General features: G+C 31.7%; 11 protein-coding genes, 2 tRNA genes and 1 rRNA gene. 3 read left to right on the top strand and 11 right to left on the bottom strand.

Annotation, left to right across the window (positions count from 1 at the left end):
- Nucleotides 1-10 precede the first annotated feature (10 nt).
- Nucleotides 11-736 (top strand): head GIN domain-containing protein, encoded by a 726-nt coding sequence (locus HNP35_RS19140; RefSeq protein WP_184166565.1) that lies wholly within the window; start codon nt 11-13, stop codon nt 734-736.
- A 93-nt stretch (nt 737-829) separates the two neighbouring features.
- Here the strand turns inward: HNP35_RS19140 and HNP35_RS19135 are convergent, their stop codons facing one another.
- The 6 genes from HNP35_RS19135 to HNP35_RS19110 form a co-directional block, all read right to left on the bottom strand.
- Nucleotides 830-2,155: an MFS transporter gene (locus HNP35_RS19135; protein ID WP_184166568.1), complete on the bottom strand. Its 1,326-nt coding sequence runs from the start codon at nt 2,153-2,155 to the stop codon at nt 830-832.
- Between the two features lie 160 nt (nt 2,156-2,315).
- Nucleotides 2,316-3,125 (bottom strand): M48 family metallopeptidase, encoded by an 810-nt coding sequence (locus HNP35_RS19130; protein ID WP_184166571.1) that lies wholly within the window; start codon nt 3,123-3,125, stop codon nt 2,316-2,318.
- 84 nt (nt 3,126-3,209) lie between these two features.
- The gene (locus HNP35_RS19125; RefSeq protein WP_184166574.1) at nt 3,210-5,609 is read right to left on the bottom strand and encodes a glycoside hydrolase family 31 protein; all 2,400 of its coding nucleotides are present in this window, start codon (nt 5,607-5,609) and stop codon (nt 3,210-3,212) included.
- Between the two features lie 200 nt (nt 5,610-5,809).
- Nucleotides 5,810-7,717 (bottom strand): 1,4-alpha-glucan branching protein GlgB, encoded by a 1,908-nt coding sequence (gene glgB / locus HNP35_RS19120; protein WP_184166577.1) that lies wholly within the window; start codon nt 7,715-7,717, stop codon nt 5,810-5,812.
- 55 nt (nt 7,718-7,772) lie between these two features.
- Nucleotides 7,773-9,053, bottom strand: a complete 1,281-nt coding sequence (locus tag HNP35_RS19115; RefSeq protein ID WP_184166580.1) for a glucose-1-phosphate adenylyltransferase — start codon at nt 9,051-9,053, stop codon at nt 7,773-7,775.
- The gene (locus HNP35_RS19110; protein ID WP_184166583.1) at nt 9,050-10,471 is read right to left on the bottom strand and encodes a glycogen synthase; all 1,422 of its coding nucleotides are present in this window, start codon (nt 10,469-10,471) and stop codon (nt 9,050-9,052) included. Before HNP35_RS19110 ends, HNP35_RS19115 begins: the two co-directional genes overlap by 4 nt.
- Before the next feature lie 114 nt (nt 10,472-10,585).
- Between HNP35_RS19110 and HNP35_RS19105 the strand changes: the two genes are divergently transcribed.
- Together HNP35_RS19105 and HNP35_RS19100 are read left to right on the top strand one after the other, a co-directional pair.
- Nucleotides 10,586-11,455: an alpha/beta hydrolase gene (locus HNP35_RS19105; RefSeq protein WP_184166585.1), complete on the top strand. Its 870-nt coding sequence runs from the start codon at nt 10,586-10,588 to the stop codon at nt 11,453-11,455.
- A gap of 21 nt (nt 11,456-11,476) precedes the next feature.
- Nucleotides 11,477-12,121 carry an endonuclease III domain-containing protein gene (locus HNP35_RS19100; protein ID WP_184166588.1) on the top strand — a complete coding sequence of 215 codons (645 nt, stop codon included), beginning with the start codon at nt 11,477-11,479 and terminating at the stop codon, nt 12,119-12,121.
- 4 nt (nt 12,122-12,125) lie between these two features.
- Here HNP35_RS19100 and HNP35_RS19095 read toward each other — a convergent pair whose 3' ends face one another.
- From HNP35_RS19095 to rrf, 5 genes are all read right to left on the bottom strand, one after another.
- Nucleotides 12,126-12,560, bottom strand: a complete 435-nt coding sequence (locus HNP35_RS19095) for a nuclear transport factor 2 family protein (protein ID WP_184166591.1) — start codon at nt 12,558-12,560, stop codon at nt 12,126-12,128.
- Nucleotides 12,561-12,571: 11 nt separating this feature from the next.
- Nucleotides 12,572-13,024, bottom strand: coding sequence for a DUF1569 domain-containing protein (locus HNP35_RS19090; RefSeq protein ID WP_184166594.1), 453 nt, complete (start codon nt 13,022-13,024; stop codon nt 12,572-12,574).
- A gap of 110 nt (nt 13,025-13,134) precedes the next feature.
- Nucleotides 13,135-13,220 (bottom strand) — tRNA-Leu (locus tag HNP35_RS19085).
- A 6-nt stretch (nt 13,221-13,226) separates the two neighbouring features.
- Nucleotides 13,227-13,299 (bottom strand) — tRNA-Phe (locus HNP35_RS19080).
- Between the two features lie 70 nt (nt 13,300-13,369).
- Nucleotides 13,370-13,450: ribosomal RNA gene (rrf, locus tag HNP35_RS19075) — 5S ribosomal RNA — on the bottom strand; the annotation flags it as partial.

Genomic DNA, 13,450 nt, shown 5'->3' with positions numbered 1-13,450 from the left:
AATCAAAACAATGAAAAAGTCAATTTTACTTATAGCATTAGCTGTAATTTTTACAAATAGTATTAATGCACAAGACAAAAACAAACTTCAAGGAAACGGAAAAGTAGTTACAGAAACTAGAACCACTGGAGATTACGACGGCATAAAAATAGCAGGCTTCTTTGATGTGGATCTAGTATCTGGAAAAGAGGGAAAAATCACAATCAAAGGAGAAGAAAACTTATTATCTGCAATCAAAGTTGAAGTTGAAGATAATTCGCTAAAAATTTATGTAGAGAGAGGAACTCAAATACGTACAAGTTCTGGCAATAAAATTCAAGTTACAGTTCCATTTGAAAAAATATCTGAACTAAGTTTAGCGGGCTCAGGAAATATTCAGTCAAAAGATGCAATCAAAAATGAAAAAATTACAGTTAAATTATCCGGTTCTGGAAATTTTACTTTGCCAGTTGATACTAATAATCTAGATTTAAATGTAAGCGGTTCTGGAAATATTCGTTTAAAAGGAACTGCCAATACTTTTACAACTAAACTTTCTGGTTCAGGCGATATCAACGCATCTGATTTGAAATCTAAAATCGTTGAAGCAAATGTTTCTGGTTCTGGAAATAGTAAAGTTACTTGCAACGAAAGTTTAACAGCCAGAGTTTCTGGTTCTGGAAATATTAAATATGTTGGAAATCCAGAAAAAAGAGATGTAAAAGTTTCTGGTTCAGGATCTATTTCTAAAGGTTAGTTATTTTAAATAAAAAATATCACGAATTACAAAACTATCATCAATCAAATAATTACTGCAATTCGTGATATTGTTTTTAGAAAAGGCGTTTCATTAATTTGAAACGTCTTTTTTATGAACTCTTCTTAAAAGAAAAATCGCCGTAACAAAGAAAATCCCCAAGATTACAATTGCTGCACGAGGACTTCCAGTAATTTGATCGATAATACCGTAAACACACATTCCGATTACGATTCCGATTTTTTCGGCAACATCATAAAAACTAAAAAATGATGCTGTATCTTCTGTTTCAGGCAATAATTTTGAATAAGTTGATCTTGACAAAGCTTGAATTCCTCCCATTACAAATCCTGCAACCGTTGCCATTACATAAAAATGCATTGGTAAAGTGATAAAAAATGCCAATGCACAAAATACAGCCCAAATTGCATTGATAAAAATTAAAGTTGGAACGTTTCCGAATTTTTCAGAAGCTCTTGACGTCAAAACCGCACCAACAACAGCAACTAATTGAATAATTAAAATACAGATAATCAAACCAATTGTACTTTGCTCTTTTGATTCCCATTGAATTTCTTGCGCACCGAAATAAGTTGCTACCAACATTACAGTTTGCACAGCCATACTTGAAACAAAGAAACCTCCTAAATAGCGCTTTAATGGAATATTTTCATTTAGCAAAGCCCAAACTTTTCTTAATTCTTTAAAACCATTAAATACAACAGATTTTGTCAGTTTCTGACCAGTTTCTTTGCTTCCTTTTGGTAAATAATAATAGGTATATTGGCTAAATAATATCCACCAAACTCCTACCATCACAAACGAATACTTCATAGCTTTCATTGCAGCTTCACCATCTGTTCCTGAAATTCCGAACATTTTTGGCTTCATAATCATCGCTAAATTGATGATTAATAAAATAACACTTCCAATGTAACCCAAAGAATATCCTTTTGCGCTAATTCTATCTTGTTGCTCTTCAAAAGCAATATCTGGAAGATAAGAGTTATAAAAAACTAAGCTTCCCCAATAGCCAAGTAAGCCAAAAAAATAAAAAGCTAAACCAATATAAATATTTTCTAAATTAAACCAATACAATCCCATACAAGACAAGGCTCCCAAATAACAGAAAAACTTCATAAAAGACTTTTTATTTCCTACATAATCAGCAATTCCTGACAGCAAAGGAGAAATAAAAGAAACCACCATAAAAGCAAAAGCAGTTATAAAACTGATTAAAGCAGAATTTTTAAGATGCATTCCGAAAACGTCAATATAGTGATCTCGATCGCTAAATAAAGCTTCATAAAAAATTGGAAATACTGCCGAAGCAATAGTAAGTGTATAAACTGAATTGGCCCAATCATAAAACGCCCAGGCATTTAATAATTTCTTATCTCCTTTTGGTAGGTTTTTCATCTAAAATGATTTTGTTAATGCGCTACGAATTTATCTATTTTTTATCATAATCAAATACAAATTGTGCAATTCGTGTATTATTAAATTATCAATTGAAATAAAAAGAAAAAAGCTATTCTGAGTCGAATAGCTTTTTAATTTTTTTATAAACAAATTTTACTTATTTAATTGTTCCAACTTTCAATGCAATTGCTTTTGCTTCAGGAATTAAAGCTTTAATATTAGCAATTCTTGTTGCATCAGAAGGGTGCGTACTCATAAATTCTGGAGTTCCTGATCCGCCAGATTTAGCAGACATTCTACTCCAAAATGCCACAGCATCTTCTGGATTATAACCCGCAATTGCCATTAGAGTTAAACCAATTTTATCTGCTTCACTTTCGTTGCTTCTGCTAAATGGCAGCATTACTCCTACTTCAGTACCCATTCCGTAAGCCTGCGAAAATATTTCTCTGGTTTGTGCAGATTTATTTGTTGTTGCAGCATCTAAAACCGCACCTCCAATTTGTTGTAACTGTGCAGCACTCATTCTCTGAGCTCCATGATTAGCCAAAGCGTGCGAAACTTCGTGTCCCATTACTGTTGCTAAACCAGATTCGTTTTGCGTTACAGGCAGAATTCCAGAATAAACTACAATTTTACCTCCTGGCAAACACCATGCATTCACTTCTTTATTATCCACTAATTTATATTCCCAACGGTAATCTTTTAGATATTGAGATTGTCCTAAATATGCTAAATATTTTTCGGCAGCCATCTTAATTTTATACCCAACATTTTCAACAAGTTTTGCATCTGATGTTCCTGAAATAACTTTATTTTCAGACAAAAACGTACTGTACTGTTGGAAAGAAGTCGGAAACAGTTCGCTATTTGAAACAAAATTTAAATTTTGTTTTCCAGTAATTGGATTAGTAGCACAAGCAACAGCAAGTGCTCCAAAAATTCCTAAAAAGAAATATTTTTTCATAATTTAAAGCTATTTTCTAACAAAAATACAATTATTACAAAATACTATTTTACACAATAAGACAAAAAAATATCACAATTATAACTACTCTCCAACAATGTGAAGCTCATTAAACTCTTTATCAACAATTAAGAATTTATTTTGCTCAAAATTTATTTTATCGAATTCTATTTTTTCATTGTCAATTTCAATTTCTGAAACTTTAAAAGGCAATCCGATTAAATTGATTTTATATTTTGTATAAGGCGTAACGTACTTCCCTTCTTTATGAAGCTGAATTATCAATTCTTTCTCTTTCCCTATACTTCTTAACGACAAGAAACTATATCGTCCTTTTTTATAATCATAACCATCTTGTGCATCTTCATACACAGCCGAGTTTTCTTTACCGTTTTTATAATAAACATCTAATGTTAATTCGTCGAATTCTAATTCGCCAACATATTGCTGTACTGGATATTTCGGAATAATCGCACCCGCTTTTACAAAGACCGGAATTTCATCAAATTTGGTGTCTACCCAAATTTCTCTACCACCTATAAAAAGCTCATTTGTCCAGTAGTTATACCATTCTCCTCTAGGGATATACATACGTCTACCTACAGCATTAGGTTCAAGTATAGGACAAACTAATATTTGATTTCCGAAAATGAATTCATCGTTACGATAATGCGTTTGCGTGTCATCTTGATCGTAATAAACCAATGGCTTCAGCATTGGAACTCCTTCTTCTATATACTGCCAAAACATGGTGTACAAATAAGGCAATAATTGATAACGAAGACTAACAAATTTTCTAGTAATATTTATCACTTCTTCGTCAAAAGCCCAAGGTTCTTGATTTCCATGATCTCCAGAAGAATGCGTTCTGCAAAATGGATGAAAAACACCCAACTGAATCCAACGTGCGTACAACTCTCCTGTTGGTTGTTCAGCAAAACCACCAATATCAGAACCTGTAAAGCCCATTCCTGAAATTGACATTCTTTGCACTTGAATATTGGCTATCCATAAATGTTCCCAAGTTGCAACATTATCACCTGTCCAAGAAGATGTGTATCGTTGTGCACCAGAATATGCTGATCTAGTAATTACAAAAGGGCGTTTTGGATAAGCAAAACGTTTTACACCATGATAGGTCGCTCTTGCCATTTGGGTTCCGTAAATATTATGTGCTTTTCTGTGACTACATGGGTTTCCGTCATAAACGTGACGCACGTCCATTGGAAATGTTTTATTTGGCACTTCCATTACTGCTGGCTCGTTCATATCATTCCAAACACCTTTTACTCCAATATCTGAAATCAATTCTTTAAATAAACCTGCCCACCATTCTCTAACAACTGGATTTGTGTAATCTGGAAAATTACATTCTCCTGGCCAAACTTTTCCTTTCATGTAAGGTCCATCTGCTCTTTTGCAGAAATAATCTTTTTCTAAACCTTCTTTATAAACCCAATAATCTTTATCAATTTTAATTCCTGGATCAATAATAACTACCGTTTTAAAACCGTCTTCGGCTAAATCAGAAACCATTTTTTTAGGATCTGGAAAGTAGTTCTTATTCCAAGTAAAACAGCGAAATCCATCCATATAATCGATATCCAAATAAATCGCATCACAAGGAATTTGAAGTTCTCTAAATTTTGAGGTAATTTCTTTTACTTTACTTTCAGGATAATAACTCCATTTACATTGATGATATCCTAGAACCCAAAGTGGTGGTAATTCTGGCTTACCTGTTAAATCGGTATAAGTGGTAACAACATCTTGCATTTGTGGACCGTAAACGAAATAATAGTTCATTTCGCCTCCTTCTGCCCAAAAGCTTGTTATATTTCTTCTTTCTTGACAAAAATCAAAAAAAGTTCTAAAAGTATTATCAAAGAAAATACCGTATGCTTGTTTGTTATGTAAACCAATATAGAAAGGAACAACCTTATATAAAGGTTCTTGATCTTTTTGATAGGCATATTGATCAGTAGCAAAATTTTCTACCCTTTTACCTTTAAGATTCATTTGAGTAGCTTTATCTCCAAGACCGTAATAACATTCACCGTCTTTAGAAAATTTGCTCATTTTGACAATATTTCCTCCGTATTCATAACTTTCTTCCCAATGAAAACCTAATTCATCTTCAAGAATTAAAAAGTTATTTAAATCGTATACTGAAAGTCGAAGATCTGCTTTTTGAATTTTACAGATTACTTTGCTTGTTCTAATTTGAAAATACGATTCTTCTTGAGTAACTTCCAAAAAATTATAACCGTGAAGTTGTGTTTTATCTATTGCATAAGAAAAATCATTACTGAAATAGCCTTTTGTAGTAAAACGAAATCGGATTAAACTATCGCGAAGAATGGTAACTTTTAAGATTACTTTATTGTCTGTGTTGAAAAAAACAGAATCTCCTTCATGTTCATAGGAAACAATTTTTGAAGGATATAAATCGCCTTTGTATTCTAATGATGTATTTGTAATCATATCTTCACTGAATTAATTTATAACTTTTGTCTTTCTTTCAAACATACAAAAAAAGATGATAAACCCCTATGAATAAAAGGTTTATTCACGAAAACGTTTTTTCTGAATGCCTTTCATTTTACCAAACAAAAAATCAACAATTTGATAATTTTAAAAGGAAAAAATAACAAATTGTTAGCTCAAAAATGAATGTAAGATTTTTATGAAATGAAAGAATAAACGGTAACACTTAATGGAGGCAAAATTAATTCGACTGAAAAATCTCTTCCATCATAAGATACAGATTCGATTTTTAAAGATTTTGAATTTGCGACACCACTTCCACCGTAAGTTTCAGAATCACTATTAAAAATCTCTTTTAATTTTCCTTTTTTGGGAACGCCAACTCTATAGTTTTCTCTCACAACTTGAGTAAAATTGCAGACAATAATGATATTTTCATCAGGATTATTTCCTTTACGGATATAAGACAAAACTGCATTTTGATGATCAGAATAGTTAATCCATTCGAAACCTTCTCCTGAAAATTGTTTTTCGTACAACGCTGGCTGCGACTTATACAATTGATTCAAATCGGTAATTAATCTTTTTATTCCAGCATGAAAATCGTACTGTAAAAGATGCCAGTCTAAACTTTGCTCAAAATTCCATTCGCCAGTTTGACCGAATTCTGCTCCTTGAAACAATAATTTCGTTCCTGGATGTGTAAACATATAACCATATAATAATCTCAAATTTGCAAAACGTTGCCATTCGTCGCCTGGCATTTTGTAGATAAGAGATTGCTTTCCATAGACAACTTCATCATGAGAAAACGGAAGCATAAAGTTTTCAGTAAAAGCATAAGTCATTGAAAAAGTCAAATCATTTTGATGGTATTTTCTATAAACCGTTTCTTTTTGAAAGTATTTTAAAGTGTCGTGCATCCATCCCATCATCCATTTCATTCCGAATCCTAAACCACCTGTAAAAGTTGGCCTAGAAACCATAGGAAAAGAAGTGCTTTCTTCAGCAATGGTTTGAACGCCATCAAAATTAGCATAGATTACTTCATTAAATTCTTTAAGAAAACTTATAGAATCTAAATTTTCTCTTCCACCATAAATATTGGCTTCCCACTCACCATCTTTTCTAGAATAATCCAGATACAACATTGAAGCAACAGCATCTACTCTCAATCCGTCAACGTGATAATTCTGAAGCCAAAAAACTGCATTACTAATTAAAAAAGCACGAACTTCATTTCTACCGTAGTTAAAAACTAGGCTTTTCCAATCAGGATGATATCCTTTTCTACGATCAGGATGTTCATACAAATGTGAACCGTCAAAGTAGCCTAAACCATGTGCGTCATCAGGAAAATGTGAAGGAACCCAATCTAAAATAACACCTATTCCTTCCTGATGCAATTTATCTACAAGAAGCATAAAATCCTGTGGTTTTCCAAAACGAGAAGTTGGCGCAAAATAACCTGTTAATTGATAACCCCACGAAGGATCGTAAGGATATTCCATGATTGGCATAAATTCAACATGCGTAAAACCAGTTTCTTTAACGTATTTCACTAAATCGTCTGCTAATTCTAAATAAGTCAAAAACCGATTGTGATCTGCTCGTTTCCAAGATCCTAAATGTACTTCGTAGACAGAATAAGGTTTGTCTAAACCGTTTTTTTCTTTACGGTTTTGCATCCAATGTTCGTCTTTCCATTTATAATCTAAGTCCCAAACCACAGAAGCTGTATGTGGTGGTTTTTCACAAAATAAAGCAAAGGGATCTGCTTTTTCAGTCGTCACACCATATACGTTAGATTCAATTTTATATTTATAAAGAGCACCCTTTGAAATTTCTGGAATAAATCCTTCCCAAATTCCAGACGAATCCCAACGAACGTTCAAAACATGCTCTCCTTTTGTCCAATAATTAAAATCGCCTACAACCGAAACAGAATGTGCTGTAGGAGCCCAAACTGCAAAATAAACACCTTTTACTCCATTAACTTCAATTAAATGTGCTCCTAATTTTTCATATAATTTGAAGTGTTTTCCGGCTTTAAATAAATCGATATCAAAATCGGTAAAAAGAGAATGTGCTATTACTTTAGTCATAAAAATTATTTAGAAGAAATGTTTTTTGGAATTTAATTATTGGAATTTCTTTTTTTTATTCAATTCTAAAATTATCAGAAAGAGTTACTCCTTTTTTAATAACAACAATTCCGTCTTTAATGCTATACAATTCGTTGGTAAAATTGTCTAAATGTTTTCCACCAGATATGTGTACATTATTTCCAATACGCACATTTTTATCAATCAACGCATTTTTAATGTAGCAATTTTCTCCAATCCCAACATGAATTTTACTGATACTGCTTTCTTGATTTAATTCTTCTAAATCTTGATAGAAATCGTTACCCATAACATAACAATTTTCTAAAACGGTTCCTTCACCAATTCTGGAACGAATTCCGATTACAGAACTTTTAATTTCTTTTGCATTAATAATACAACCTTCAGAAATTAAAGACTGATTGATAACAGAATTTCTAAACTTAGAAGGTGGTAATAATCTCGGTCTTGTGAAAATTTTATTTTCATTATCAAATAAATTGAATTCTGGAATATCGGCTGTTAAACCAATATTAGCTTCGAAGAATGATTCAATATTTCCAATATCTGTCCAATATCCTTCATACTGATAACTTAAAATCTTGTGTTTTCCAACTGCCTGCGGAATGATCTCTTTACCAAAATCTTTAGTTTCCTGATTCCCCATCAATTCTTCTAAAAGTGATTTATTGAAAATATAAATCCCCATTGATGCAAGGTATTTTTTGCCTTTTTCTTGCATTTGTTCGCTCACTTCAGATTCCCATTCTGGCAATAATGAAGCATGTGGTTTTTCGATAAAGGCATGAATATTATTTTCATGATCTGTTTTAAGAATACCAAACTCTGGTGCATCTTTTGCATTTACAGGTAAAGTCGCTATAGAGATTTCAGCATCGGCTGCAATGTGTGCCTCTAACATTTCATTAAAATCCATCTGATATAGTTGATCTCCAGAGAGGATTAATGCATGATCAAAATCGTGTTTCAAAAAATGCGACATACATTGTCTTACAGCATCTGCCGTTCCTTGAAACCAAGTTGGATTATCTGGTGTCTGTTCAGCAGCTAATATATCTACAAAAGATTGGCTAAAAATGCTGAAATTAAAAGTATTTTTAATATGTGCATTTAAAGAAGCTGAATTAAACTGTGTCAAAACAAATATTTTAAAAATATCAGAATTAATACAGTTTGAAATTGGAATATCTACCAAACGATATTTCCCTCCGATTGGTACAGCAGGTTTAGATCTAGTTTCTGTTAATGGGAACAAGCGTGATCCTTGTCCTCCTCCTAAAATAATGGCAACTACATTTTTCTTTTTAAATTTCATTTTTGCTGAATTATTAAGTTGTATATTTCGATATATTCTTGGCACACTCTTTCCCAGGAATGGTCTGCTGACATTCCTCTTTTTAAAACTTTATTAAATTTTTCTTTGTCGTCGTACAATTTAACTGCACGATTTATAGAATAAGTTATATCTGCAACAGAAGCTTGATCATGACAAATTCCGTTTCCTTCATCTCCAAAATCAATTACAGTATCTCTAAGACCTCCAGTTCTTCTCACAATCGGTACAGTTCCGTAACGCATTGCATACATCTGATTTAAACCGCAAGGCTCGACTCTCGAAGGCATTAAAATATAATCTGAACCAGCATAGATCAAATGAGCTAAATCTTCATTATAACCTATGAAAACATTATAATTCCCTTTGTAATCATTTCGCAATTGCGTCAACTGAGATTCAATTTCTGAATTTCCAGAACCTAAAATAAGAATATTTATTTCTTCAAAATGTTCAGATAATGCTAAAGCAGCAACATGCGGCAGCAAATCTCCTCCCTTTTCATCAAACAATCTTCCAATAAAACTGAATAAAGGTTTAGACGAATCTAACTCAAATTGTTCACAAAGCTTTTCTTTATTCTTTTTCTTTCCTATTTCAAAATTTTCAATAGAATAATGTTCAGAAATCATTGGGTCTTTAAAAGGGTTCCAAACTTCAATATCAATTCCATTTAGTATACCTTTCGATTTATTTCGAACAGAATTAAATAAAGACTCTAAGCCATTAGCATACTGATTAATTTCGTTTAAATAACTTGGTGAAACCGTTGTTACAGCATTTGCACATTTTACAGCAACAGCAAGCGAATTAATTGAATTATTCCATTCTAATAACCCAACATGTTTTAAATCAAATTCTGGCAAATAATACAATTTATCGAAACCAAACCAACCTTGATATAAACCATTATGGATTGTAATAACTGTTTTTACATCTTTCAAGCTTTCATATTTGTAGGCAACTTGTAATAAAAACGGAATTAAACCTGTATGGTGATCATGGCAATTTATAATATCTGGAACTTTATTTCTTGCTATAATCCAATCTAGAACAGCAATTTGAAAAGATAAAAATCGTTCAATATCGTCTTCATATCCATAAACATTTGATCGATTAAATAATTCATTAATTTCAATCAGATATAATTCATAACCTAACTTATCTGTGGTTTCTTTTAAAACACTGAATGGAAAATTAAAGTTCCCAAGTTTAACTGTTCCCCAATGAACACATTCAAAATCATTCTCTTTTCTAAATTTTGTATCATAACATGGAACAACAACTCTAACATCGTGACCCGCATTTTTCTGATATTTAGGCAAAGCCCCAACAACATCCGCTAGTCCGCCAACCTTTGCCATTGGATAGCATTCTGCACTAATATGAAAAATCTCCATTCGAAATTAATTTATGATACTTTTTAAGAAGCAATTATTTATATACTACATTTATGTTTTTTAAATTTAGCAAAAAAACAAGCAGAGTTTCGCTTCAAAATAAGTTTTATTGAAATGGCAAAAAAGACAACCAATCCTACTAAATCATTAAAAATTCCAGCAATAATTATTATATCTGCGAAAATATGCGCATTTATTTCTACAAAACTAGTCACAAGATTTGCTGCTAAAATCTTTACAACTCCAATAAAACATAAGGTTCCAAAGCGTGAATTTGAAATGGATTCTAAAAGCATAAAAAAGAATATTTATGTTCCAAGCATAGATAAAAGTATTGTTACTTATTTTTATGGACAAAGTGATCGAAAAATATTATTAGTTCACGGATGGTCAGGAAGAGGAACTCAACTTTTTAAAATAGCTGACGAATTACTTCGAAATGGCTATTCAACTGTAAGTTTCGATGCGCCAGCTCATGGAAAATCGGAAGGAAAAACAACAATTATGTCCGAATTCATAGCTTCAATATTAGAAATAGAAAAACAATTTGGACCATTTGAGATCGCAATCGGACATTCATTAGGAGGCATGTCTGTTTTAAACTCCATCAAAGACGGACTTTCTGTAGAAAAAGCAATAATTATTGGTAGCGGAGATATAGTACAGGACATATTAGATGAATTTGTTTTTAAATTGGGGCTTAAGAAAGAAATCAGTAAAAATTTACGAGATTTCTTTGAAAAAAAATATGAAGTAAAAATGGATGATTTTTCAGCATATCGTGCAGCAAAAAAAATAGAAATTCCAGTTTTAGTCATACACGATAACGATGATCCCGAAGTTTCAGTTAAGGCAGGAATACATATTACCGAAAATCTTAAAAAAGGAACTCAATTTTTGACTGATGGACTTGGCCATCGAAAAATTTTAGGAAATCAAAATGTAATTAAGAAAATTCTAGAATTTATTAAAGGTGCGAATTAACAAATACTTAATTCTATCAAAATGGATTTATTTGGAGAAACACTAAATTGGGAAGATAAACTAAAACCCATTTTAAAAAAATATAAAGGAAAGAAACATCCATTAAACTATCATAATACATACCAATTATTAGTGATGGTAATTCTTTCTGCTCAAGATTCTGATGCTAATATCAATAATATAGCATCTATTCTATTTGAAAAATATCCTACCTTAAATAGTCTTTCAAAAACTAATTTCGAAGAATTGATTCCATATATTAGCAAAGTTCGAAATTACACTACCAAAGCGAAATGGATACTAGAAATTGCAGAAACAATACAGTTTGATAAAAATATTCCTTCAACAATGTCTGGATTGACAGCTCTAAAAGGAGTAGGAAGAAAATCTGCGAATGTAATTCTTAGAGAAACTCATAAACCTACAGAAGGAATTATTGCTGATTTACATGTAATCCGAGTAGCTCCTAGAATAGGAATAATCAAAGATAGCAAAGATGGAAATAAAATTGAGAAAGATTTAATGCAGGTCATTCCCAAAAATATTTGGTCGGAAATTGGAATGGCAATTTCATTTTTGGGAAGAGAAACTTGTAGACCAAAACCAAAATGCAATGAATGCCTTTTAACAAATATTTGTTTGTATTACGCTAAAGAAATAAAATAATTATCTATTTTCTCCTTGTATCAATCAGGTAAATTATTTTCCATTTATCATTTTCTTTAAATAACGTAAAAGCATTAACTCCGGAATGACTTAGCTTATCATTAACATAAAATTCATATGGAGTCCAAACATGGGCCATCGAGCCATCTATCTGTATTGAATAACTTAATATTTTCTCTTGAAATTTTAGATTAGTAGGTATTGTTGCAATTGATTTATAAAAATCTTTTACTGATTCATCTGATAATTTATTTCCTTTTATACTATTCTCGCTGATAGATTGTAAAATCATCTTATCAGAACACACTAATTTCATTTTTATTGAATCTTTCTGATGAAATCCTTCAAAAAATTGCTCAATAGTTCTTTGAAGCTCTTGTTTTTGAGCAATACAATTACAACTAAAAAGTAGAGATAAAAGAATTAAATAAAATTTCATAGCAAAAAATATTATACATTAAACTGAGAAAGATGATGATCCAGATGTTTAGCAAACATATTATTCCATTCTTTGGAAGTTAATTTTCCAAATGAAAGAGATTCCTTTCCTTCGAATTCCTTTTCGCCTAATTCCTGTGTTTTATTTATATAATTTATAAGCTTAGTCTTTTCAAGATCAAAATCTCGATTATTACTAATTATAAATTGAGGAGCTGTTCTAATATTTCTTGAATATGGCGTTTCATTTACTACTTTAGCTTTTATAAATGATTTTAAAATAAAGCGCAAAAAAGCATTCGGTTTTTGATGAACATTATCGTAAACCATCTCGTACATAACACTACAATGAGCTAACATTTGATCAACCGACATTTTACCCCAAGATGGCTGAGAATCATATTTCAATTGATTAATACGATCAACAAACTCTTTGGATCCATTTTGAGAAAAAATATTTTGCATAATTAAAGAAATAATTCATTTTGAAGAACTAAAATTATAAAATTAAAGTTTTGATATAAGTTTTATGCAAAAAAAAAACTTCAATTAGCTTTTGCTAATTGAAGTTTTAGTACTCAGAGCGGGACTTGAACCCGCACGAACATTGCTGTTCACTGGATTTTAAGTCCAGCGTGTCTACCAATTTCACCATCCGAGCATTATGTGGTACCTCCAGGGATCGAACCAGGGACACATGGATTTTCAGTCCATTGCTCTACCATCTGAGCTAAGGTACCTTATTACCTAATAATAAATTAGGTAAATTATGAATAAAAAACCCCGTTAAATAAACAGGGTTTTTCAAAAGAAAGGCGACGACATACTCTCCCACATAACTGCAGTACCATCTGCGCAGGCGGGCTTAACTTCTCTGTTCGGGATGGGAAG

The organism is Flavobacterium notoginsengisoli, assembly GCF_014207905.1.
Lineage (GTDB): Bacteria > Bacteroidota > Bacteroidia > Flavobacteriales > Flavobacteriaceae > Flavobacterium > Flavobacterium notoginsengisoli_A.
Note: the sequence above shows the minus strand (reverse complement) of the source record. Positions and strands in the feature narration are given on the sequence as shown.

Excerpts from the sequence above, each read along its gene's own strand:
- HNP35_RS19140 (WP_184166565.1), top strand. The coding sequence starts at position 11 with ATGAAAAAGTCAATTTTACTTATAGCATTAGCTGTAATTTTTACAAAT.
- HNP35_RS19135 (WP_184166568.1), bottom strand. The coding sequence starts at position 2,155 with ATGAAAAACCTACCAAAAGGAGATAAGAAATTATTAAATGCCTGGGCG.
- HNP35_RS19130 (WP_184166571.1), bottom strand. The coding sequence starts at position 3,125 with ATGAAAAAATATTTCTTTTTAGGAATTTTTGGAGCACTTGCTGTTGCT.
- HNP35_RS19125 (WP_184166574.1), bottom strand. The coding sequence starts at position 5,609 with ATGATTACAAATACATCATTAGAATACAAAGGCGATTTATATCCTTCA.
- glgB (WP_184166577.1), bottom strand. The coding sequence starts at position 7,717 with ATGACTAAAGTAATAGCACATTCTCTTTTTACCGATTTTGATATCGAT.
- HNP35_RS19115 (WP_184166580.1), bottom strand. The coding sequence starts at position 9,053 with ATGAAATTTAAAAAGAAAAATGTAGTTGCCATTATTTTAGGAGGAGGA.
- HNP35_RS19110 (WP_184166583.1), bottom strand. The coding sequence starts at position 10,471 with ATGGAGATTTTTCATATTAGTGCAGAATGCTATCCAATGGCAAAGGTT.
- HNP35_RS19105 (WP_184166585.1), top strand. The coding sequence starts at position 10,586 with ATGGCAAAAAAGACAACCAATCCTACTAAATCATTAAAAATTCCAGCA.
- HNP35_RS19100 (WP_184166588.1), top strand. The coding sequence starts at position 11,477 with ATGGATTTATTTGGAGAAACACTAAATTGGGAAGATAAACTAAAACCC.
- HNP35_RS19095 (WP_184166591.1), bottom strand. The coding sequence starts at position 12,560 with ATGAAATTTTATTTAATTCTTTTATCTCTACTTTTTAGTTGTAATTGT.
- HNP35_RS19090 (WP_184166594.1), bottom strand. The coding sequence starts at position 13,024 with ATGCAAAATATTTTTTCTCAAAATGGATCCAAAGAGTTTGTTGATCGT.